This is a genomic window from Streptomyces sp. NPDC050164, from assembly GCF_044459945.1.
Lineage (GTDB): Bacteria > Actinomycetota > Actinomycetes > Streptomycetales > Streptomycetaceae > Streptomyces > Streptomyces coeruleorubidus_A.
In genome coordinates this window covers 62,404-83,946 of the sequence record NZ_JBITJK010000027.1, presented here as the reverse complement: position 1 = coordinate 83,946, position 21,543 = coordinate 62,404, and the positions used below count along the sequence as shown (strand labels likewise).

General features: G+C 70.0%; 20 protein-coding genes. 16 read left to right on the top strand and 4 right to left on the bottom strand.

From position 1 onward, the window contains the following. Window positions 1-39 precede the first annotated feature (39 nt). Both mqnC and ACIBNA_RS29780 read left to right on the top strand, forming a co-directional pair. Window positions 40-1,239 carry a cyclic dehypoxanthinyl futalosine synthase gene (gene mqnC / locus ACIBNA_RS29785; RefSeq protein WP_399168270.1) on the top strand — a complete coding sequence of 400 codons (1,200 nt, stop codon included), beginning with the start codon at window positions 40-42 and terminating at the stop codon, window positions 1,237-1,239. An 18-nt stretch (window positions 1,240-1,257) separates the two neighbouring features. After that, window positions 1,258-1,707 (top strand): hypothetical protein, encoded by a 450-nt coding sequence (locus ACIBNA_RS29780; RefSeq protein ID WP_399168269.1) that lies wholly within the window; start codon window positions 1,258-1,260, stop codon window positions 1,705-1,707. A 76-nt stretch (window positions 1,708-1,783) separates the two neighbouring features. Here the strand turns inward: ACIBNA_RS29780 and ACIBNA_RS29775 are convergent, their stop codons facing one another. Further along, window positions 1,784-2,833 carry a chitinase gene (locus ACIBNA_RS29775; protein WP_399168268.1) on the bottom strand — a complete coding sequence of 350 codons (1,050 nt, stop codon included), beginning with the start codon at window positions 2,831-2,833 and terminating at the stop codon, window positions 1,784-1,786. Between the two features lie 891 nt (window positions 2,834-3,724). Here ACIBNA_RS29775 and ACIBNA_RS29770 point away from each other — a divergent pair. After that, the gene (locus ACIBNA_RS29770; RefSeq protein ID WP_399168267.1) at window positions 3,725-4,420 is read left to right on the top strand and encodes a demethylmenaquinone methyltransferase; all 696 of its coding nucleotides are present in this window, start codon (window positions 3,725-3,727) and stop codon (window positions 4,418-4,420) included. 16 nt (window positions 4,421-4,436) lie between these two features. On the opposite strand, the gene ACIBNA_RS29765 is transcribed toward ACIBNA_RS29770, so the two are convergent. Next, entirely contained in the window at window positions 4,437-4,748 is a 312-nt protein-coding gene (locus ACIBNA_RS29765; RefSeq protein WP_399168266.1) for a PASTA domain-containing protein, read from the bottom strand. Between the two features lie 384 nt (window positions 4,749-5,132). On the opposite strand from ACIBNA_RS29765, the gene ACIBNA_RS29760 reads away from it, so the two are divergent. Further along, window positions 5,133-6,425, top strand: coding sequence for a geranylgeranyl reductase family protein (locus ACIBNA_RS29760; RefSeq protein WP_399168265.1), 1,293 nt, complete (start codon window positions 5,133-5,135; stop codon window positions 6,423-6,425). A 42-nt stretch (window positions 6,426-6,467) separates the two neighbouring features. On the opposite strand, the gene def is transcribed toward ACIBNA_RS29760, so the two are convergent. Beyond that, window positions 6,468-7,094 (bottom strand): peptide deformylase, encoded by a 627-nt coding sequence (def, locus tag ACIBNA_RS29755; RefSeq protein WP_399168264.1) that lies wholly within the window; start codon window positions 7,092-7,094, stop codon window positions 6,468-6,470. Between the two features lie 90 nt (window positions 7,095-7,184). Between def and ACIBNA_RS29750 the strand changes: the two genes are divergently transcribed. Continuing rightward, the gene (locus ACIBNA_RS29750; RefSeq protein ID WP_399168263.1) at window positions 7,185-9,008 is read left to right on the top strand and encodes an FAD-dependent oxidoreductase; all 1,824 of its coding nucleotides are present in this window, start codon (window positions 7,185-7,187) and stop codon (window positions 9,006-9,008) included. An 83-nt stretch (window positions 9,009-9,091) separates the two neighbouring features. On the opposite strand, the gene ACIBNA_RS29745 is transcribed toward ACIBNA_RS29750, so the two are convergent. Then, on the bottom strand, window positions 9,092-9,925 hold the full coding sequence (locus tag ACIBNA_RS29745; protein WP_399168262.1) for a C40 family peptidase: 834 nt from the start codon (window positions 9,923-9,925) through the stop codon (window positions 9,092-9,094). Window positions 9,926-10,650: 725 nt separating this feature from the next. Between ACIBNA_RS29745 and ACIBNA_RS29740 the strand changes: the two genes are divergently transcribed. The 11 genes from ACIBNA_RS29740 to nuoK are packed head-to-tail and all read left to right on the top strand — an operon-like array spanning window position 10,651 to window position 21,531. Then, window positions 10,651-11,010: an NADH-quinone oxidoreductase subunit A gene (locus tag ACIBNA_RS29740; protein WP_003974383.1), complete on the top strand. Its 360-nt coding sequence runs from the start codon at window positions 10,651-10,653 to the stop codon at window positions 11,008-11,010. A 13-nt stretch (window positions 11,011-11,023) separates the two neighbouring features. Beyond that, entirely contained in the window at window positions 11,024-11,578 is a 555-nt protein-coding gene (locus ACIBNA_RS29735) for an NADH-quinone oxidoreductase subunit B family protein (protein ID WP_018528252.1), read from the top strand. Beyond that, window positions 11,575-12,315 (top strand): NADH-quinone oxidoreductase subunit C, encoded by a 741-nt coding sequence (locus tag ACIBNA_RS29730; RefSeq protein WP_399168261.1) that lies wholly within the window; start codon window positions 11,575-11,577, stop codon window positions 12,313-12,315. Before ACIBNA_RS29735 ends, ACIBNA_RS29730 begins: the two co-directional genes overlap by 4 nt. Next, window positions 12,312-13,634, top strand: coding sequence for an NADH-quinone oxidoreductase subunit D (locus ACIBNA_RS29725; RefSeq protein ID WP_399168260.1), 1,323 nt, complete (start codon window positions 12,312-12,314; stop codon window positions 13,632-13,634). Before ACIBNA_RS29730 ends, ACIBNA_RS29725 begins: the two co-directional genes overlap by 4 nt. Continuing rightward, the gene (gene nuoE, locus ACIBNA_RS29720; RefSeq protein ID WP_399168259.1) at window positions 13,631-14,542 is read left to right on the top strand and encodes an NADH-quinone oxidoreductase subunit NuoE; all 912 of its coding nucleotides are present in this window, start codon (window positions 13,631-13,633) and stop codon (window positions 14,540-14,542) included. The genes ACIBNA_RS29725 and nuoE overlap by 4 nt, the downstream gene beginning before the upstream one ends. After that, window positions 14,542-15,888: an NADH-quinone oxidoreductase subunit NuoF gene (gene nuoF, locus ACIBNA_RS29715; RefSeq protein ID WP_399168258.1), complete on the top strand. Its 1,347-nt coding sequence runs from the start codon at window positions 14,542-14,544 to the stop codon at window positions 15,886-15,888. Before nuoE ends, nuoF begins: the two co-directional genes overlap by 1 nt. After that, on the top strand, window positions 15,885-18,389 hold the full coding sequence (locus tag ACIBNA_RS29710) for an NADH-quinone oxidoreductase subunit G (protein WP_399168257.1): 2,505 nt from the start codon (window positions 15,885-15,887) through the stop codon (window positions 18,387-18,389). Before nuoF ends, ACIBNA_RS29710 begins: the two co-directional genes overlap by 4 nt. Continuing rightward, entirely contained in the window at window positions 18,386-19,762 is a 1,377-nt protein-coding gene (gene nuoH, locus ACIBNA_RS29705) for an NADH-quinone oxidoreductase subunit NuoH (protein WP_399168256.1), read from the top strand. Before ACIBNA_RS29710 ends, nuoH begins: the two co-directional genes overlap by 4 nt. Continuing rightward, window positions 19,755-20,396 carry an NADH-quinone oxidoreductase subunit NuoI gene (gene nuoI, locus ACIBNA_RS29700; protein WP_399168255.1) on the top strand — a complete coding sequence of 214 codons (642 nt, stop codon included), beginning with the start codon at window positions 19,755-19,757 and terminating at the stop codon, window positions 20,394-20,396. Before nuoH ends, nuoI begins: the two co-directional genes overlap by 8 nt. Continuing rightward, the gene (locus tag ACIBNA_RS29695; protein WP_399168254.1) at window positions 20,393-21,235 is read left to right on the top strand and encodes an NADH-quinone oxidoreductase subunit J; all 843 of its coding nucleotides are present in this window, start codon (window positions 20,393-20,395) and stop codon (window positions 21,233-21,235) included. The genes nuoI and ACIBNA_RS29695 overlap by 4 nt, the downstream gene beginning before the upstream one ends. Continuing rightward, a complete protein-coding gene (gene nuoK / locus ACIBNA_RS29690) occupies window positions 21,232-21,531 on the top strand; it encodes an NADH-quinone oxidoreductase subunit NuoK (RefSeq protein WP_003992252.1) in 300 nt (99 codons plus the stop codon). Before ACIBNA_RS29695 ends, nuoK begins: the two co-directional genes overlap by 4 nt. The last annotated feature ends 12 nt before the right edge of the window (window positions 21,532-21,543 follow it).

The window sequence follows — 21,543 nt, the reverse complement described above, 5'->3', positions numbered from 1 at the left end:
GGGCTGGTCCGTCCACAACCCTTACGAAAGGGACGCCCGGTGACCGAGAAGGCCGACCTTCAGCCCATCCTCGACCGTGCTGCCGCCGGTGGGCGGATCACCCCCGACGAGGCGCTCGCGCTGTACCGGGACGCCCCGCTGCACGCGCTGGGCGCCGCCGCCGACGCCGTACGCCGCCGCAGGTACGCGGGCACCGAGCACATCGCGACGTACATCATCGAGCGCAACATCAACTACACGAACGTCTGCGTCACGGCGTGCCGCTTCTGCGCCTTCTACGCCGCCCCCAAGGACACCGCCAAGGGCTGGACGCGCGACCTGGACGACATCATGCGCCGGTGCGCCGAGACGGTCGAGCTGGGCGGCACCCAGATCATGTTCCAGGGCGGACACCACCCGGACTACGGCGTCGAGTACTACGAGAAGCACTTCTCCGCCATCAAGCAGGCCTTCCCGCAGCTGGTCATCCACAGCCTGGGGGCGTCCGAGGTCGAGCACATGGCCCGGATCTCCAGGGTCAGCGTCGAGGAGGCGATCCAGCGCATTCACGCCGCCGGGCTCGACTCCTTCGCCGGTGCCGGCGCGGAGCTGCTGCCCGAGCGGCCCCGCAAGGCCATCGCCCCGCTGAAGGAGTCCGGCGAGCGCTGGCTGGAGATCATGGAGATCGCGCACGGGCTGGGAGTGGAGTCCACGTCCACCATGCTCATGGGCACCGGCGAGACCAACGCCGAGCGCATCGAGCACCTGCGGATGATCCGGGACGTCCAGGACCGCACGGGCGGCTTCCGCGCCTTCATCCCGTACACCTACCAGCCCGAGAACAACCACCTGAAGGGCCGGACGCAGGCGACCATCTTCGAGTACCTGCGGATGATCGCGATCGCCCGGCTGTTCATGGACAACATCGCCCACATCCAGGGCTCGTGGCTGACCACGGGCAAGGAGGTCGGGCAGCTCTCCCTGCACTACGGCGCCGACGACCTCGGCTCGATCATGCTGGAGGAGAACGTCGTCTCCTCCGCGGGCGCCAAGCACCGGTCCAACCGGATGGAGATCATCGACCTGATCCGGAAGGCCGGGCGGGTGCCCGCGCAGCGGTCGACCACCTACGAGCACCTCGTCGTGCACGACGACCCGGCGAACGACCCCGTCGACGACCGCGTGGCCTCGCACATCTCCTCCACGGCCATCGAGGGCGGCACGGCTCACCCCGAGCTGAAGCTGCTCGCCCCCAACTGAGCCGGTACGGAGAGGTAGTTGGAAACCATTCACACGGCCGACGCCGTCCGCGTCACCTGGGACTCCGATCCCGTCAAGGGCGGTGCCGTGGCCGTCGGACGGGACCGGATCGGTGCCGTCGGAAAGCTCGACGACGTGCGCGAGGCGTTCCCGCGCGCCCGGGTCCGCAGGTGGCCCGGGACCCTCGGTCCCGCCCGGGTCCACGAGGGCCCGCTCCCGGACGCCCCGAGCCCGCGCGAACGAGTTCACGAGGTGCTGAAGCTCGGCGCGGTCGCGGTCCTGGAGGAGTACGTCGACTCGCCGGAACTCCGGTCCGCCGCCGAGCGCAACGACGTCGTCGTCCTGCCGAGTGCGCGCCGCACCGCCGCGATCGTCCCGACCGGCCGCGCCGACCTCGCCGTCTTCGACGAGGCGGGGGAGTGCGTCGCGACGGTGTGTGCGGGGCGGCTGGTGCATCGGCGGCGCTGACAGCGCCTTTTGAAGAGCCTTTCGAAGCGGGCCTTTGAAGCGCCCTTTTGAAGCGCCCTTTTGATCCGTTGATCCGTCAGCCCGCGAACGCCTCCCCGAACGCCCCCGAACTCTGCCTCACCCCACTGCAATCGGTCGCCGGCTGATCCGGCTCGGAGCCCTTCGCGCACTGCCGGTCCCGCGCGGCCGACCACATCGACACCCACCCGATGCCCTTCTCCTCGGCGAAGGCACGGACCTCGGCCGCGTCGGCGAGCGTGAACGTCTCGCCGTCGACGTCGTTGACGCCGATCATCGAGGTGAGCGCCATGCCCTGCCAGGCGGCCGCGTCCGAGGTGCCGAAGACCTTCTTCAGCTGGGTGTGCGCGGCCTTGGCGGCCGTGAGGGCGTAGCCGCCCATGTCGCCGTCGTACGACGTGCCGTAGTTCATCGTCATCAGGTTGACGGTGGCGACCCGTACGCCGTTGTCGCCCGCGGAGCCGAGCAGCGCCAGGCTGTCCTTGCCCAGGCCCGAGGGCATGACCGGGAGCGTGAAGGAGACCTCCAGATCCGTACGCTCCTTCTGCAGCAGCGCGATCGCCTTCGAACGCAGGGCGACGGAGGTGGAGTCGGCCAGTTCGTCGCCCTCGACGTCGAAGTCGGCCCGGGTGGCACCGGCCGCGTCGAGGGCCGTGCCGTACGCCGCCGCCAGTTCCGTCGCGCTGTCGCAGGCCGCCGCGAGTTCCTTGCCGGAGGCGCCGCCGAAGGAGACCCGGACCTGGCCGCCGTTCTTCTCCAGCCGCGCTGTACGGGACTTCACCGCCGAGTCGCCGATCGCGTGGGTGCCGTTCCAGCGCGGGGCGCAGTCGTCGCCGTCGGCCAGGACGAAGGCCAGGTTGTACGTCGTCGGTGAGCCGGCGGAGTCGGTGCCGGTGGCCTCCGTGGCACTCACGTACGGGGCGTACGCGGTGCCGGACTCGGCAGGGGGCGAGGAGGCAGGAGGCGAGGACGCGGGGGGCGAGGTGCCGGGCGCGGCCGACAGCGAGGGTGCCGGGCGTGCCACCTCGCCCTGTTCGGAGCACGCCGTGGTGACCAGGGCGATCAGGCAGCCCAGTCCGACCGCCGCCGGCTTCCGGTAACTCCTCATGACGCGCGCTCCCGTTCTCGTGAGACCTCAGGGGTACGCACACCAAGTACGTTTCCCGGCAGCAAACGTCTCACCAGGTCGGGCGCTCTGTCCCGATGCGCGGGCGTTTGTGAGAACTCTCAGAGTAGGGACCGGCCTCCTGATGTCCGGGGAGGGCATTCCCAGCCTGCCATCGGAAGCCGCGCCATGCGCGGTCGCCGCAGCGAACGCGGCAAACGAGAGCGCCGGGGCCGTCTGTCCGGCACACGCGGCCGTGCTCGGCGCGGCCTTCATGGTCTCGGGCACCTCGCTCACGCCGTCATAGTTGCTGCCGTTCGCGGGTGCGGGGCCCGGTGCCGGCCGGCCGCGGGGCGAGGGCCCCGGCGGCCCGGACACCGCCCCGCCGAGCGGCGCCCCGTCGGCTCCGCCCCAGGCCGCCGGAAGCGGCACCGCCGGTCCCACCACGACCACGTCCCCGTCCACCTCCTCGTCCCCCTCGGCCTCCGCTTCCGCGGTCGCCGACTGATCACGGCCGCCGTGTGTCCACGACCACCCCCTCCCGCGGCCGCCACCGCGCCCCCTGTCGGATGGAGCGGGCCTCACCGATCTGGCGGTGTTCCTGTTCTGCCGGTTCCTCGGCTCGCGCACCACGACGACGTCCTGGCCCGGCTGAAGCCCGCCGCGGTGGTCCCGCTCGCGGCTGGGCGCCCTCGCGTACGGCGGCTGGTACGTCCCGTGGCCGGACCGCGTCGTGGCCGTCTTCAGCGCCCGGGCGTTGACGATCTGCCTCCGGCACGAGATCGCGCTGATCCTCGCCGTAGCGCTGATCCGACCGGTTCCGGGACGTGCCCGCGTTCGAGGCCTGTCTGCGCCGCGGCTTCTCCCGGGAGGGCGTACTGCAACAATGGGCCCGTGATCCGCGCATCCCTGGACAAGCAGCCGCACGAAGTCGCCTCGATGTTCGACGACGTGGCGGAACGGTACGACCTGACCAACGACGTGCTGTCCCTCGGCCAGGACCGGCGATGGCGCAAGGAGGTCGCGGGGGCGGTCGACGCGCGCCCCGCGCAGAAGGTCCTCGACCTGGCGGCGGGCACGGGCACGTCCTCGCTGCCCTTCGCCCGCACCGGCGCCTACGTCGTCCCCTGCGACTTCTCCCAGGGCATGCTCCGGGTCGGCAAGCAGCGGCAGCCCTGGCTGCCCTACACCGCCGGGGACGCGACGCGGCTGCCCTTCAAGGACGACACGTTCGACGCCGTCACGATCTCCTTCGGGCTGCGCAACGTGCAGGACACGGACGCCGCCCTGCGGGAGATGTACCGGGTGACCCGGCCCGGCGGGCGGGTCGTGATCTGCGAGTTCTCGCACCCCACCTGGGCGCCGCTGCGCACCGTCTACACCGAGTACCTGATGCGCGCCCTGCCGCCGGTGGCGCGGGCCGTGTCCTCCAACCCCGACGCCTACGTCTACCTCGCCGAGTCCATCCGGGCCTGGCCCGACCAGCCCGCGCTGGCCGAGCGGCTGGGCAAGGCCGGCTGGTCGCGGGTGGCCTGGCGCAACCTGAGCGGCGGCATCGTCGCCCTGCACCGGGGCTTCAAGGAGAGCTGACCGGCACGGGGGCTCCCTACGGCGAGCTGAGGACCATGTACGGGCCGCCGGGCTCGTCCAGTTCCCGTTGCAGCCCGCCCCTGGGCGGTCTCGGGATCCGCGGCTCGTGCACGCCCCCGCCGCCCTCGCCGGGGCCGAAGTCGAACCACACGTAGACCATCGAGTCCCGCGGCACCTCGGCACCGGGCTGCGGGTACTGGCGTACGACGTAGTCGACGACGGCGAGGTGGAAGTCGGACCGGTCCGGTGCGTTGAGGAGCAGGCCCTGCGCCCGGGCCGTCTCCCGCGCGTCCACGGCCATCAGGCCCACCAGACGCGGTACACGCACTTCGGGTGTTTTGCGGGATATGTGCACAGATGTCACCCCCAGCGGTAGGGGAAGGGTAACTCCCGCTCCACACCGGCCGGAAGCGACAGATGTCTTTCTGTGACAGTCGACTACGCAGCGTCAGCGGACGGTGGCCGGAGGTCCAGCCGGTGGCAGTGCCCCAGTGCTCCCGGCCAAGCACGCTCCACAGGCACCAACCGAGCCCGGCGTCGGGCCGGCGCCGGCGGGCGGTGCGCTCCTCGTGGACCGACAACCCGGCGGTCCTGCCGCCCTGGAACTCGGTTCATGGAGGCAGCCCTTCGGCCGGTGATGAATGCCGCTGCATAGACTGCCCATGTCCTGTGCCGGTCGGCACGCAGATTTCGAACTTGGGGAGATCCCGCCGTGACCGTCGTGACCGAGCCGCTCTCCGAGAACACCGCCGATGTGATCGTCGTGGGCGCGGGGCCGGCCGGCTCCACGACCGCCTACCACCTCGCCAAGGCGGGACTCGACGTCCTTCTGCTGGAGAAGACCGAGTTCCCGCGCGAGAAGGTCTGCGGCGACGGCCTCACCCCACGCGCCGTCAAGCAGCTGGTGGCGATGGGCATCGACATCTCGGAGGAGGCCGGCTGGCTGCGCAACAAGGGCCTGAGGATCATCGGCGGAGGAGTGCGTCTCCAGCTCGACTGGCCGGATCTCGCCTCCTTCCCCGACTACGGCCTCGTCCGCAAGCGCGACGACTTCGACGAGCAGCTCGCCCGGCAGGCCCAGAAGGCCGGCGCCCGGCTGTTCGAGCGCTGCAACGTGGGCGCGCCGATACTGGACGACCGCACGGGCCGTATCACCGGCGTGCACGCCAAGCTCGGCGAGGAGAAGCGCGAGGTCACCTTCCGCGCCCCGCTCGTCGTGGCCGCCGACGGCAACTCCACGCGGCTGTCCCTCGCGATGGGCCTGCACCGCCGCGAGGACCGCCCGATGGGCGTGGCCGTGCGGACGTACTTCACCAGCCCGCGCCACGAGGACGACTACCTGGAGTCCTGGCTGGAGCTGTGGGACCGCCGCGGCCCCGTGGACCGTCTCCTGCCCGGCTACGGCTGGATCTTCGGCATGGGCGACGGCACCTCGAACGTCGGCCTGGGCGTGCTCAACACCTCCGACTCCTTCAAGGAACTGGACTGGCGCGAGGTCCTGAAGGCCTGGTGCGCGTCCATGCCGGAGGACTGGGGCTACACCCCCGACAACATGACCGGGCCCATCCGCGGCGCCGCGCTCCCGATGGCCTTCAACCGCCAGCCCCACTACACCAAGGGGCTGTTGCTGGTGGGCGACGCCGGCGGCCTGGTGAACCCCTTCAACGGCGAGGGCATCGCCTACGCCATGGAATCCGGCCAGATCGCCGCCGACGTCATCGTCCAGGCCCACGCCCGCTCCACGCCGTCCCAGCGCGAGACGGCCCTCCAGCGCTACCCGCGCGTCCTCAAGGACACCTACGGCGGCTACTACACGCTCGGCCGGGGCTTCGTGAAGCTCATCGGCAACCCGAAGGTCATGCAGATCGCGGCCCAGCGCGGCCTCACGCACCCGCTGCTGATGAAGTTCACGCTGAAGCTCCTCGCGAACCTCACCGACCCGACCGGCGGCGACGCGATGGACCGCATCATCAACGGCCTGAGCAAGGTGGCGCCGAAGGCCTGATCAGGCACGCGGGCAGGCGGGCCTTCGGCGCCGAAGGCCCGGTCAGCCGCTCAGAGCCGCGACGTTGGCGGCCCGGCGCGCGAACACCGCCTCGCGCCGGTCCGCCATCTGCCGCAGCGCCTCCTTCCGTTCCCGCCCGGACAGCCGGTCCAGGTACACCTGCCCGCTGACATGGTCGGTCTCGTGCGCCAGGCAGCGGGCGAAGTAGCCCGTGCCCTCGATCACGAGCGGTTCGCCGTCCCGGTCGTACCCGCGCACCACGGCCCGGTCCGGACGCGGTACCTCCATCGTGGCGCCCGGCACCGACAGGCACCCCTCGCTGTCGTCGAGCAGTCTCCTGCGAGCGGCGTCGAGCGGCTCCAGCACCGGGTTGACGATGTGCCCGACGTGCCGCACCCCGTCGTCGTCCGGACAGTCGTACACGAACAGCCGCAGACCGACACCGACCTGGTTCGCCGCGAGTCCGGCTCCGTCCGCGATGTACATGGTCAGGAACATGTCGTCGATCAGCGCGGCGAGGTCCGGACCGAACTCGGTGACGTCCCGGCACGGCTTGTGCAGGACCTCCTCACCGACCTCGGTGATCCGCCGCACCTGCCCGCGCCGGGCCTCGGGCGCGAGCCGCGGGTACGAGTCGACGGGTCGTCCCTGTACGAAGACGCTCGGCATCTGCTGTCTCTCCCTGTGTTTGTGAGGATGCTGTGGGTGGCGGGAACGGGGCTACCGGCATCGGACGCCCCTGCCTACCCTCCGGGACTCATGACAACAGAACACGCGCAGCAGTCCCAGGAGCAGTCCGGCCACACCCGCAGACGCTTCCTCACGGCCACCGGGGGAGCCGCCGGGGCCGTCGCCTTGGGTTCCGGCGTCGCGGCTGCCGCGCCCGCCTCCGGCGGCGGCAGACGCGTCGCCGTCCTCGGCGGTGGCGTCTCCGGCCTCAGCGCCGCCCACGAACTCGCCGAGCGCGGCTACGTCGTCACCGTCTACGAGTACTACGACGCCCTCGGCGGCAAGGCCCGCTCGATGGACGTCCCGGGCACCGGCACCGGCGGGCGCAGGCCGCTCCCCGGCGAGCACGGCTTCCGCTTCTTCCCCGGCTTCTACCGGAACCTGCCGGACACCATGCGCCGCATCCCCTTCGCCGGCAACGCCGACGGCGTCCGCGGCAACCTCCGCTCCGGCACCGAGGCGCTGTTCGCCCGCGGCTCGGGCCGGCCGGACCTGCACTTCCCCCTCAGGCGCGCCACGACCCCGCCGCGCCCCGGCGACCTCACCCCGTCCTGGATCCGCGACCAGATCCTGTCCGTCCTCGACCTCGGCACCCGCCTGCCCGCCCACGAGGCCGCCTACTTCGCGAACCGTCTCCTCGTCCACCTCACCAGCTGCGAGGCCCGCCGCGAGGGCCAGTGGGAGCAGGTCGCCTGGTGGGACTTCATCCGCGCCGAGGAGATGAGCCAGGAGTACCGCACGGTCCTCGGCATCGGTCAGACCCGCAACCTCGTCGCCACGCGCGCTGAGGTGGCCTCCACGAGGACCGTCGGCCGCGTCATCATCGAGGCCCTGCTGCTGTGGGGTCTGCTCGGCCGGGGCATGGACGGCCCCGACGCCGACGTCGACCGCGTCCTGAACGCTCCGACGAGCGAGGCCTGGATCGACCCCTGGGAGACGTACCTGCGCTCGCTCGGTGTGCAGTTCGTCCTCGGCACCCAGGTCCACGAGGTCCTCTGCGACGGCCGCCGCGTGACCGGCGTACGCGTCTCGGCCCGCGACGGCGGCGGGGAACGCACGGTGACCGCCGACCACTACGTCAGCGCGCTGCCCGTCGAACACGCCCGCCTCACCTGGGGCCGGGCCCTGCGCGCCGCCGACCCGCAGCTCGCCCGGTGCGACGCGCTCCAGACCGACTGGATGACCGGCGTGATGTTCTACCTGCGCACCCCGACCCCGGTCGTGCACGGCCACGTCAACTGCCTCGACTCGCCCTGGTCGGTGACGGCCATCGGCCAGGCCCAGTTCTGGGACGTACGGGACTTCCCACGCGACTACGGCGACGGGCAGGCCCGCGACTGTCTCTCCGCGATCATCTCGGAATGGGACAAGCCCGGCATCCTGTACGGCAAGACGGCCAAGGAGTGCACCAGGGAGGAAGTCGTCGCCGAGCTCTGGGCGCAGTTGAAGGACGGGCTGAACGACGCCGGGAAGACGGTCCTGCGGGACGAGGACCGGCTGGACTGGTTCATGGACCCGGCGGTGACGGGCCTGGGCGGCCCCGACCCGCAGAACCGCGAACAGCTCCTCGTGCACCCCACGGGCACCCTCGGCAACCGCCCGACCGCCCGCACGAAGGTGCCGAACTTCTTCCTCGCGGGCGACTACGTCCGCACCGACGTCGACCTCGCCTCCATGGAGGGTGCCAACGAGTCCGCGCGGCACGCCGTCAACGCCCTGCTGGACGCGGACGATTCGGACGCCGAGCGCTGCCGGGTCCAGGAGCTGTACCGCCCGCCCGAGCTGGAGCCCCTCAAGCGCGTCGACGAACTGCGCTACCGGCTGGGCCTGCCGAACACGTTCGACCTCGGGTAGGCCGGCCCGGCCGGCGTCCCCGGACAGGCCGGGAGGGCCGCTGCCCCCGAGTGGCGGCGGCCCTCAAGCCCGTATGCCTGGCGTCAGAGGACGCGCACCGCGCCCGACGCCGGGTAGCCCGACAGGTCCTGGACGACGACGCCCTTGGACGGGTTGGCCGCGTCCAGGTACTGGCCGTCTCCGATGTAGACACCCACGTGGTACGCGGAGCCCTTGCCGCCCCAGTACAGGATGTCGCCGACCTGGATGTCGGACAGCGGGACGTCCGTGCCGGCCATCGACTGGTCCTGCGAGACACGCGGCAGGTCCACACCAACCTGCTTGTACGCGGCCTGCACGAGGGAGGAGCAGTCCCAGGCGTTGGGACCGGTGGCGCCCATGACGTAGGCGTCGCCCACCTGAGCCTTCAGGAAGGCGATGACGGTCGCGACGCTGCCGCTGGCGGGCGCCGACACCGACGTGGAGGCGGACGCGGAGGCGGAGAGCGTGGCGCGCTCGGCGCTGCGCGTGGCGCGCTCGGCTGCGGCCTTGCGGGCGGCCTCGGCGGCCTTCCTCTTGGCCTCCGCCTTCTCCTTCGCCTCGACGAGGTCCTTCTTGGCCTCCGCGGCGGCCTTGGCGGCGGCGGCGTCACGCTCGGCGCGCAGTTCGTAGTTCGCGGCCGCCTGCTGGGTGGCGGCAGCGGACTGGGAGACCTGTGCGGACAGGCCGGCCGTCAGGGTGGGCAGTTCGATGGTCTGGGTGACCGGCTCGGCGGCGCTCGCCGAGGCCGAGGCACCCGCCGCTGCCATGCTGAGAACGCCACCGGCAACTCCGGCACGCACGGCGATCGCAGAGGTCGCGTTGCGGCGGGGTTTCCGGTGGCTGCGTATGTGAGCGGTGTGGGACATGGGAACAACCGGTACCAGGGGCTCCTTCATATCTTCAAGAAACGTGTGCTGCGCCACAGTTGTTCAATCGGGCCCCCAAAAACCCCGCACGAGGCTCTTTATTGACGCCGTAACGGACATTGCGAACTCCCCGTAACCGGCCTGTGATCACGGTCTTTGATCAATACGCCCGAATTGCCCCGCACCTACCATCGGTTGGGTTGATTGGCCAAGCCCCGTTCTCATGAGCCTCTCATGCGTGTGACGGAGGTCACGGAACGGCTGCCGCGGCGGGCGCGTCCGGCGTCGTAGATCACGGCCGGATCACGGCCTCGCGAAGATCGTGAACGAATGCACGCGTCCACACCCCGCTCCGCGCGACCTCTGATGTGTGAACGCGCCTCTATCAAGAGATCGAGTCCCTCGCGAATTTGCATGCAAGGGAACCCTCTTGATATGGAGACGCCCCCCTGTGGCCTGCACTGACAAGCCAAAATGTCACCTCTGGTGATCACTCGGACGCTTCGGGTGTGAAGATCACCGCTCATCCGACTTCATGATCGATCGTCAGGTGGTGGAGATCACAAAGCTTGTGCAATACCCCGTGTCGCAGATCACAGAGTGTCGGGCATAAGATGCACGCGGTTGGGCTTGTGACCTGCTTCACATGTTCCCGATCTTCGCCGGGACCGGCGGGGTTCGAGGGACCGGTGGGGCGGATGTGAGCCCGACGCAAACCGCCAGCAGTCAGTGCCGACTGAGAGGAGCGAGGAGCGGTGAACGCTTATGCGCCCATCCTCGTACTGGGAGCCCTCGGGGCAGGCTTTGCGATCTTCTCCGTGGTCATGGCCACGTTGATCGGGCCCAAGCGGTACAACCGGGCCAAGCTCGAGGCCTACGAGTGCGGTATCGAGCCGACCCCCACGCCGGCCGGCGGCGGGCGCTTCCCGATCAAGTACTACCTGACGGCGATGCTCTTCATCATTTTCGATATCGAGATCGTCTTCCTCTACCCCTGGGCCGTCACCTTCGACGCCCTGGGGATTTTCGGGCTCGTGGAGATGTTGCTCTTCGTGCTCACCGTCTTCGTCGCGTACGCGTACGTATGGCGGCGCGGCGGCCTGGAATGGGACTGAGGGGCCACAAGTCATGGGACTCGAAGAAAAGCTGCCGAGCGGCTTCCTGCTGACCACCGTCGAGCAGGCCGCGGGCTGGGTGCGCAAGTCGTCCGTCTTCCCCGCCACGTTCGGCCTCGCCTGCTGTGCCATCGAGATGATGACCACCGGCGCCGGCCGCTACGACCTGGCGCGCTTCGGCATGGAGGTCTTCCGGGGCTCTCCGCGCCAGGCGGACCTGATGATCGTCGCCGGCCGGGTGAGCCAGAAGATGGCGCCGGTGCTGCGGCAGGTCTACGACCAGATGCCGAACCCCAAGTGGGTGATCTCCATGGGGGTCTGCGCCTCCTCCGGCGGCATGTTCAACAACTACGCCATCGTCCAGGGCGTCGACCACATCGTGCCGGTCGACATCTACCTCCCCGGCTGCCCGCCACGGCCGGAGATGCTGATGGACGCCATCCTCAAGCTCCACCAGAAGATCCAGAGCTCCAAGCTCGGCGTGAACGCCGAGGAGGCGGCCCGTGAGGCGGAGGAGGCGGCGCTCAAGGCCCTGCCCACGATCGAGATGAAGGGGCTGCTGCGGTGAGCGACGCCGACAACAACGGGGTCAACCCCGAGAAGGACCTCAGCGCGTCGAACCTCCCGGGCCAGCGCGGCCAGGGCGGTGAGGAGATCCGCGTCCAGCGCGGCATGTTCGGCGCGAACAACGGCGGCGACACCTCCGGCTACGGTGGCCTGGTCCGCTCGGTCCGGCTCCCGGGACCGGCGACGCGCCCCTACGGCGGCTGGTTCGACGAGGTCGCCGACGAACTGGAGGGCGCGCTGGAGGAGCAGGGACTACTCCCCGGGAACGCCATCGAGAAGACGGTCGTCGACCGCGACGAGCTGACCTTCCACATCGAGCGCGAGCACCTGCTGATGGTCGCCCGCACCCTGCGCGACGACCCGGCCCTGCGCTTCGAGCTGTGCACCGGCGTCAGCGGTGTCCACTACCCGAACGACAAGGGCCGCGAGCTGCACGCCGTCTACCACCTGCGCTCGATCACCCACAACCGGCTGATCCGCCTGGAGGTCAGCTGCCCCGACAGCGACCCGCACATCCCGTCGCTGTTCTCCGTCTATCCGACGAACGACTGGCACGAGCGCGAGACGTACGACTTCTTCGGCATCGTCTTCGACGGCCACCCTGCCCTGACGCGGATCATGATGCCGGACGACTGGCAGGGCTTTCCGCAGCGCAAGGACTACCCCCTCGGCGGCATCCCCGTCGAGTACAAGGGCGCCCAGATCCCGGCTCCGGACCAGCGGAGGTCGTACTCATGAGCACGTCGCACGCCTCCCCTCGTGAGACCACCGAGGGCACCGTCTACACCGTCACCGGCGGCGACTGGGACGAGGTCGTCCAGTCCGCGGCCCGCGCCGACGACGAGCGCATCGTCGTCAACATGGGCCCGCAGCACCCGTCCACGCACGGCGTGCTCCGCCTGATCCTGGAGATCGACGGCGAGACCGTCACCGAGGCCCGCTGCGGCATCGGCTACCTGCACACCGGCATCGAGAAGAACCTCGAGTACCGGAACTGGACCCAGGGCACCACGTTCGTGACGCGCATGGACTACCTGATGCCGTTCTTCAACGAGACGGCGTACTGCCTCGGGGTGGAGAAGCTCCTCGGCATCGAGGACCAGATCCCGGACCGCGCCTCGATCATCCGCGTGCTCCTGATGGAGCTGAACCGGATGTCCTCCCACCTGGTGGCCATCGCCACCGGCGGCATGGAACTCGGTGCCACCACGGTCATGATCTACGGATTCCGTGATCGTGAACTCATTCTCGACATCTACGAGCTGATCACCGGCCTGCGGATGAACCACGCGTACATCCGCCCCGGCGGACTCGCCCAGGACCTGCCGCCCGGCGCGGTGGACCAGATCCGCGAGTTCGTGAAGAAGATGAAGAAGAACCTCCCGGAGTACGACAAGCTCGCCACCGGGAACCCCATCTTCAAGGCCCGCATGCAGGACATCGGCTACCTCGACCTGGCCGGCTGCATGGCCCTCGGTGCCACCGGCCCGATCCTGCGCTCCACCGGCCTGCCGCACGACCTGCGCAAGACGCAGCCCTACTGCGGCTACGAGACCTACGACTTCGACATCCCGACCGCCGACACCTGCGACGCCTACGGCCGCTTCCTCATCCGCCTGGAGGAGATGCGCCAGTCGCTCAGGATCGTCGAGCAGTGCCTGGACCGGCTCCAGCCCGGCCCGGTCATGGTCGCCGACAAGAAGATCGCCTGGCCGGCCCAGCTCGCCCTGGGGCCCGACGGCCTCGGCAACTCCCTCGACCACATCAAGAAGATCATGGGCACCTCCATGGAGGCCCTGATCCACCACTTCAAGCTGGTCACCGAGGGCTTCCGCGTCCCGCCGGGACAGACGTACGCGGCGGTCGAGTCGCCCAAGGGCGAGCTCGGGGTGCACGTCGTGTCCGACGGCGGCACCCGCCCCTACCGGGTCCACTTCCGCGACCCGTCCTTCACCAACCTGCAGGCCATGGCGGCGATGTGCGAGGGCGGCCAGGTCGCCGACGTCATCGTCGCCGTCGCGTCCATCGACCCCGTGATGGGAGGCGTCGACCGGTGACCACCTCTTCTTCCGAGCGGGGCGTCAGCCTGGGTATGCCCGAACTGCCCGCACCCGCCTACCCGGACGACGTCCGGGCCCGTCTGGAGACCGACGCGCGCGAGGTCATCGCCCGCTACCCGGACTCCCGGTCCGCCCTCCTGCCGCTGCTGCACCTGGTGCAGTCGGAGGAGGGGCACGTCACGCGCACCGGGATGCGGTTCTGCGCGGACATGCTCGGCCTGACCACGGCCGAGGTCACCGCCGTCGCCACCTTCTACACCATGTACCGCCGCCGTCCGAGCGGTGATTACCAGGTGGGGGTGTGCACCAACACCCTGTGCGCCGTCATGGGCGGGGACGCGATCTTCGAGGAGCTCCAGGAGCACCTGGGCGTCGGCAACGGCGAGACCACCGACGACGGCAAGGTCACCCTGGAGCACATCGAGTGCAACGCGGCCTGCGACTTCGCGCCGGTCGTGATGGTCAACTGGGAGTTCTTCGACAACCAGACCCCGACGAGCGCCAAGCGCCTCGTCGACGACCTGCGCGAGGGACGGCCGGTCACACCCACGCGCGGGGCGCCGCTGTGCACCTTCAAGGAGACCGCCCGGGTCCTGGCCGGTTTCCCCGACGACCGGGACGGGGCCGTCGAGTCGGGAGGAAGCGCGGGACCCGCCTCCCTGGTCGGCCTGAAGCTCGCCAAGGGCGAGTCCGCTCCCGCACGCGTGGTGCACCCGCGCGGTGAGGCGGCCCGGACCGGGGCACCGCACGAGCCGTCACCGACGGAGCACTTGAGCTCGCACGACGCGCCGCAGGACACGTCGGCCTCCGACCCCTCCCACCCGTCGCCCCCCACCACCCCTGATGGAGGGGCTCCGCCCGGCCCTGCCGATACGGCCGGGCCTGCCGCCGAGGAGGGGGAGTGATGACCTTGGCACCCGAGCTGAAAGACATGAGCCCCGAGAAGCTGCTCGCACCGGTGCTGTCGGCCTTCTGGGACGAGGACAGGTCCTGGACGCTGGACGTGTACCGAAGGCACGACGGGTACGAGGGGCTGCGCAAGGCGCTCGCCATGTCGCCGGACGACGTGATCGCGTACGTCAAGGAGTCCGGTCTGCGCGGGCGCGGCGGCGCGGGATTCCCCACGGGCATGAAGTGGCAGTTCATTCCCCAGGGGGACGGAAAGCCGCACTATCTAGTTGTCAACGCCGACGAGTCGGAGCCGGGGACGTGCAAGGACATCCCGCTCCTCTTCGCGAACCCGCACAGCCTCATCGAGGGCATGATCATCGCGTGTTACGCCATCAGGTCTTCGCATGCCTTCATCTATCTGCGTGGTGAAGTCGTCCCAGTGCTGCGGCGGTTGCACTCTGCCGTGCGCGAGGCGTACGAGGCGGGCTTCCTCGGCGAGAACATCCTGGGCAGCGGACTCGACCTCGACATCACCGTGCACGCGGGCGCGGGCGCGTACATCTGCGGTGAGGAGACCGCACTGCTGGACTCGCTCGAAGGCCGCCGGGGCCAACCGCGGCTTCGTCCCCCCTTCCCTGCTGTCGCGGGCCTCTACGCGTGCCCGACTGTGGTGAACAACGTCGAGTCGATCGCGTCGGTTCCCGCGATCATGAACCGCGGCAAGGACTGGTTCCGGTCGATGGGGAGCGAGAAGTCGCCCGGCTTCACGCTCTACTCCCTCTCCGGCCACGTGGCGAGCCCCGGCCAGTACGAGGCGCCGCTCGGGATCACACTCCGCCAGCTCCTCGAGATGAGCGGCGGCATGCGCCCCGGGCACCGCCTCAAGTTCTGGACGCCGGGCGGCTCCTCGACCCCGATGTTCACCGACGAGCATCTCGACGTCCCTCTTGATTACGAAGGAGTGGGCGCCGCGGGTTCCATGCTCGGCACAAAAGCTCTCCAGTGCTTCGACGAGACGACCTGCGTGGTGCGGGCCGTGACGCGCTGGACCGAGTTCTACGCCCACGAGTCCTGCGGCAAGTGCACGCCCTGCCGCGAAGGGACGTACTGGCTCGTGCAGCTGCTGCGCGACATCGAGGCCGGCAAGGGACTGATGTCCGACCTCGACAAGCTGAACGACATCGCCGACAACATCAACGGCAAGTCCTTCTGCGCCCTCGGCGACGGCGCCGCCTCGCCGATCTTCTCCTCGCTCAAGTACTTCCGCGAGGAGTACGAGCAGCACATCACGGGCCGGGGCTGCCCCTTCGACCCGGCCAAGTCGACGGCCTGGGCCGACCGCACGGAGGTGAACGCATGACCGTGACCACCAACGCTCCCTCAGGCGGGGGAGAGGCGGCGGTCCCGCCGGAGGACCTCGTGACGCTGACGATCGACGGCATCGAGATCAGCGTGCCCAAGGGCACCCTGGTCATCCGGGCCGCCGAACAGCTCGGCATCGAGATCCCCCGGTTCTGCGACCACCCCCTCCTCGACCCGGCCGGCGCCTGCCGCCAGTGCATCGTCGAAGTCGAGGGCCAGCGCAAGCCCATGGCGTCCTGCACCATCACCTGCACCGACGGGATGGTGGTCAAGACCCACCTCACCTCCCCGGTCGCCGAAAAGGCCCAGAAGGGTGTGATGGAGCTCCTGCTCATCAACCACCCGCTGGACTGCCCGGTCTGCGACAAGGGCGGTGAGTGCCCCCTGCAGAACCAGGCCATGTCGCACGGCGACGCCGAGTCCCGCTTCGAGGGCCGCAAGCGGACCTACGAGAAGCCCGTGCCGATCTCCACGCAGGTGCTGCTCGACCGCGAGCGGTGCGTGCTGTGCGCCCGCTGCACCCGGTTCTCCAACCAGGTCGCGGGCGACCCGATGATCGAGCTGGTCGAGCGGGGCGCGCTCCAGCAGGTCGGCACCGGCGAGGGCGACCCGTTCGAGTCGTACTTCTCCGGCAACACCATCCAGATCTGCCCGGTCGGCGCGCTGACCTCGGCGGCGTACCGATTCCGCTCCCGCCCCTTCGACCTGGTCTCCTCCCCGTCGGTCTGCGAGCACTGCTCCGGCGGCTGCGCCACCCGCACCGACCACCGGCGCGGCAAGGTCATGCGGCGGCTCGCGGCCCACGACCCCGAGGTCAACGAGGAGTGGATCTGCGACAAGGGGCGGTTCGCGTTCCGGTACGCGCAGCAGCGGGACCGGCTCGAGACGCCGCTCGTGCGCAACGCCGAGGGCGAGCTGGAACCGGCCTCCTGGCCCGAGGCGCTCCAGATCGCCGCCCAGGGGCTGCTGGCCTCCCGGGGGCGCACCGGCGTCCTGACCGGCGGCCGGCTCACCATCGAGGACGCCTACGCGTACAGCAAGTTCGCGCGCGTGGCGCTCGACACCAACGACATCGACTTCCGCGCGCGCGTGCACAGCGGCGAGGAGGCCGACTTCCTCGCCGCCCAGGTCGCCGGGCGCGGCCGGGACCTCGACGGTACGGGCGTCACGTACACCGCACTGGAGAAGGCCCCTGCCGTCCTGCTGGTCGGATTCGAGGCGGAGGAGGAGGCGCCCGGCGTCTTCCTGCGGCTCCGCAAGGCCTGGCGGGGGCACGGGCAGAAGGTCTTCTCCCTGGCCACGCACGCCACGCGCGGTCTGGAGAAGGCCGGCGGGACGCTGCTGCCGGCAGCCCCCGGCACCGAGACCGAGTGGCTGGACGCACTCGCGAGCAACGTCGGCCTGGAGGACGACGGCGCTCTCGCCGCCGAGGCGCTGCGCGCCGAGGGTGCCGTGATCGTCGTCGGCGAGCGGCTGGCCGCGGTGGCCGGCGGCCTGACCGCCGCCGTACGCACCGCCTCCGCTACCGGAGCGCGGCTGGCGTGGATCCCGCGCCGGGCCGGGGAGCGCGGCGCCATCGAGGCGGGCGCGCTGCCGTCGCTGCTGCCGGGCGGGCGCCCGGCCACCGACCCACGCGCGCGTGACGAGGTCGCCGACGTCTGGGGCGTCGCCGGTCTCCCGCACCGCTACGGCCGTGACACCGGCCAGATCGTGGAGGCCGCCGCGACCGGCGAACTCCAGGCGCTGCTGGTGGCGGGCGTCGAGATCGCCGACCTGCCCGACCCGGCACGCGCGCGTGCGGCACTCGACGAGGTCGGCTTCCTGGTCTCGCTCGAACTGCGGCCGGGCGAGATCACCCGCGAGGCCGATGTCGTCCTGCCCGTGGCCGCGGTCGCCGAGAAGGCCGGCACCTTCCTCAACTGGGAAGGCCGGGTCCGCTTCTTCGAGGCCGCGCTCAAGCCCGACCACATGGCCCGCCGCCTCGCGCCCACCGACGCGCGGGTGCTTCAGATGGTGGCCGACGCCATGGACGTCCACCTCGGACTGCCCGACCTGCGCACCGTACGGGCGGAGATCGACCGGCTCGGCGCCTGGGACGGCCCGCGGGCCACCGAACCCCTGGAGACGGCGGCTTCCCTGCCCCGTCCGGCCGCCGGTGAGGCCGTGCTCGCCGGACACCGGCTGCTGCTCGACCAGGGCGTCCTCCAGCAGGGCGACGAGGCACTCGCCGGCACCCGGCACGCCGCACGCGCGCGTGTGTCGCCCGCGACGGCCGCCGAGGCGGGCGTCAAGGACGGCGACCTCCTCGCGGTGACCGGCCCCCAGGGTGTCGTCGAACTCCCGCTCCAGATCAGTGAGATGCCCGACCGGGTGGTGTGGCTCCCGCTGAACTCCACCGGTGGCGGCGTCGCCTCCGACACCGGGGCGCGGCCCGGCTCCCTCGTCCGCATCGGCCCGGCGACCCCCGCCGGCGAGGCCCCCAAGGAGGTGGAGGCATGAGCCCGTACCTCGCCGCTGAAGACCTCTCGATGTTCGGCCACGACCCGTGGTGGCTGGTCGTCATCAAGGCGGTGTTCTGCTTCGCCTTCCTGATGGTGACCGTGCTGATCTCCATCGTCATGGAGCGCAAGGTCGTCGCCTGGATGCAGCTGCGCATCGGCCCCAACCGGCACGGCCCCTGGGGCATGCTCCAGTCGCTCGCCGACGGCATCAAACTGATGCTCAAGGAAGACGTCATCGTCAAGCGCGCGGACAAGGCGGTGTACGTCCTCGCGCCGATCGTCGCGGCCATCCCGGCCTTCATGGCGATCGCGGTGATCCCCTTCGGCCCGGCCGGCAACGAGATCTCGATCTTCGGCCACCGCACCACGATGCAGCTCACCGACCTGCCGATCGCGATGCTCTACATCCTCGCGGTCGCCTCCGTCGGCATCTACGGCATCGTGCTGGCGGGCTGGAGCTCCGGCTCCACCTACCCGCTGCTGGGCGGCCTCCGCTCCTGCGCGCAGATGATCTCGTACGAGATCGCGATGGGCGCCGCGTTCGCCTCCGTGTTCCTCTACTCGGGGTCGATGTCGACGTCGGCGATCGTCGAGCAGCAGGCCGACCGCTGGTACATCCTGCTGCTGCCGCTCTCCTTCGTCCTCTACATCGTGACGATGGTCGGCGAGACCAACCGAGCGCCCTTCGACATGCCGGAGTCCGAGGGCGACCTGGTCGGCGGCTTCAACACCGAGTACTCGTCGATCAAGTTCGCGATGTTCATGCTCGCCGAGTACGTCAACATGGTGACCGTCTCGGCCGTCGCCACCACGCTGTTCCTCGGCGGCTGGCGGGCCCCCTGGCCGGTCAGCACCTTCTGGGAGGGCGCGAACCACGGCTGGTGGCCCATGCTCTGGTTCACGGTCAAGGTCCAGTTGCTGCTGTTCATGTTCATCTGGATCCGCGGCACGCTCCCACGCGTCCGCTACGACCAGCTGATGAAGCTCGGCTGGAAGGTCCTCATCCCGGTCTCGCTGGTCTGGCTGATGCTCGTCGCCACCGTGCGGGCCTTCAGGAACGAGGGCTACGACTTCGCCGACATCGCCCTCTACGTCGGCGGCGGTGTGCTGGCCCTGCTGGTGCTCTCCTTCGTGGTCGACATGTTCCGCGAGAAGTCGAAGCAGGCCGAGCCGCCGGCCGAGACGCCGGCCGCCTTCGACCCGATGGCGGGCGGATTCCCCGTACCGCCACTGCCGGGACAGGAGCTCCCACCGGTCCCGCGACGCCGCTCGCGCCGTGAGCGGGAGCTGATTGTCAGTGGTGGGCCCGATACTCAGAGTGACGAATCTCTGGGCGGAACTACGGATGGAAAGGAGGCGTCCGATGGCTGAGGAACCGAAGGACACCAAGCCCGGTTTCCAGAACCCGGTGGCCGGCTTCGGCGTGACCTTCAAGGCCATGTTCAAGAAGCGGCTGACCGAGCAGTACCCGGAGCAGCAGAAGACCACGGCTCCGCGCTTCCACGGACGGCACCAGCTCAACCGCCATCCCGACGGCCTGGAGAAGTGCGTCGGCTGCGAACTGTGCGCGTGGGCCTGCCCCGCCGACGCCATCTACGTGGAGGGCGCGGACAACACCGACGAGGAGCGCTACTCGCCGGGCGAGCGGTACGGCCGCGTCTACCAGATCAACTACGCCCGCTGCATCCTGTGCGGCCTGTGCATCGAGGCGTGCCCCACGCGCGCGCTCACGATGACGAACGAGTTCGAGCTGGCCGACTCCAGCCGGGCCAACCTCATCTACACCAAGGAGCAGCTGCTCGCCGGTCTGGAGGAGGACATGGTCGACACGCCCCACGCCATCTACCCGGGCACCGACGAACAGGACTACTACCGCGGCCTGGTCACCGAGGCCGCACCGGGTACGGAGCGCCAGGTCGCCCACTCCAAGGGCGAGGTCGTGCAGGAGGCCGACTCGACCTTCGGCGGGACGGAACCGGCGTCGAAGAAGGTGATCGACCGATGACCACCCAGCTCGCCGCCTACTCCACCTCCACCGGAGAGGCCGTCCAGTTCTGGATCCTGGGCACGATCGCGGTGATCGGCGCCTTGTGCACCATCCTCATGAAGAGGGCTGTGCACAGCGCGCTCTGCCTCGCCGGCACCATGATCATCCTGGCGGTGTTCTACCTCGCCAACGGCGCCTACTTCCTGGGCGTGGTACAGATCATCGTCTACACCGGCGCGATCATGATGCTGTTCCTGTTCGTGGTCATGCTCGTCGGCGTCACCGCGGCGGACTCCCTGAAGGAGACCATCAAGGGCCAGCGCTGGCTGGCCCTGCTGTGCGGGCTCGGCTTCGGCGTCCTGCTGATCGCCGGCATCGGCAACGCCTCCCTCAGCGAGTTCAGCGGCATCGGCCAGGCGAACGCCGGCGGCAACGTGGAGGGCATCGCCGCCCTCCTCTTCACCAGATACGTCTTCGCGTTCGAGATCACCGGCGCCCTGCTCATCACGGCCGCCGTCGGCGCCATGGTGCTCACCCACCGCGAGCGCACAGAGCGCGCCAAGACGCAGCGCGAACTGTCCGAGGAGCGGGTCCGCGAAGGCAAGCAACTGCCGCCGCTGCCGGCCCCGGGCGTGTACGCCCGGCACAACGCGGTCGACATCGCGGGCCTGCTGCCCGACGGCACGCCCTCCGACCTCACCGTCAGCAAGACGCTGCGGGAGCGGGGCCAGATCCGGGACGTGTCGCAGGAGGCGCTCAACGACCTGCGGGCCCTGGAGCAGCGTGCCGAGGAGCGCCTGGAGCGGAAGGCCATCGAGCCGACCACGTTCAAGCGGCCCGAGGAGGCGTCGAAGTGAACCCGGTCAACTATCTGTACCTCGCGGCCCTGTTGTTCACGATCGGCGCCACCGGCGTGCTGATCAGGCGCAACGCGATCGTCGTGTTCATGTGCATCGAGCTCATGCTCAACGCATGCAACCTCGCGTTCGTCGCCTTCTCCCGGATGCACGGCAACCTCGACGGCCAGATCATCGCCTTCTTCACGATGGTCGTCGCCGCCGCGGAGGTCGTGGTCGGGCTCGCGATCATCGTGTCCCTGTTCCGCGCCCGCCACTCGGCCTCGGTCGACGACGCCAGCCTGATGAAGCTGTAAGGGGTCGGAAGA

Excerpts from the sequence above, each read along its gene's own strand:
- ACIBNA_RS29775 (WP_399168268.1), bottom strand. The coding sequence starts at position 2,833 with ATGAGGAGTTACCGGAAGCCGGCGGCGGTCGGACTGGGCTGCCTGATC.
- def (WP_399168264.1), bottom strand. The coding sequence starts at position 7,094 with ATGCCGAGCGTCTTCGTACAGGGACGACCCGTCGACTCGTACCCGCGG.
- ACIBNA_RS29750 (WP_399168263.1), top strand. The coding sequence starts at position 7,185 with ATGACAACAGAACACGCGCAGCAGTCCCAGGAGCAGTCCGGCCACACC.
- ACIBNA_RS29745 (WP_399168262.1), bottom strand. The coding sequence starts at position 9,925 with ATGAAGGAGCCCCTGGTACCGGTTGTTCCCATGTCCCACACCGCTCAC.
- ACIBNA_RS29735 (WP_018528252.1), top strand. The coding sequence starts at position 11,024 with ATGGGACTCGAAGAAAAGCTGCCGAGCGGCTTCCTGCTGACCACCGTC.
- ACIBNA_RS29725 (WP_399168260.1), top strand. The coding sequence starts at position 12,312 with ATGAGCACGTCGCACGCCTCCCCTCGTGAGACCACCGAGGGCACCGTC.
- nuoF (WP_399168258.1), top strand. The coding sequence starts at position 14,542 with ATGACCTTGGCACCCGAGCTGAAAGACATGAGCCCCGAGAAGCTGCTC.
- ACIBNA_RS29710 (WP_399168257.1), top strand. The coding sequence starts at position 15,885 with ATGACCGTGACCACCAACGCTCCCTCAGGCGGGGGAGAGGCGGCGGTC.
- nuoH (WP_399168256.1), top strand. The coding sequence starts at position 18,386 with ATGAGCCCGTACCTCGCCGCTGAAGACCTCTCGATGTTCGGCCACGAC.
- nuoI (WP_399168255.1), top strand. The coding sequence starts at position 19,755 with ATGGCTGAGGAACCGAAGGACACCAAGCCCGGTTTCCAGAACCCGGTG.
- ACIBNA_RS29695 (WP_399168254.1), top strand. The coding sequence starts at position 20,393 with ATGACCACCCAGCTCGCCGCCTACTCCACCTCCACCGGAGAGGCCGTC.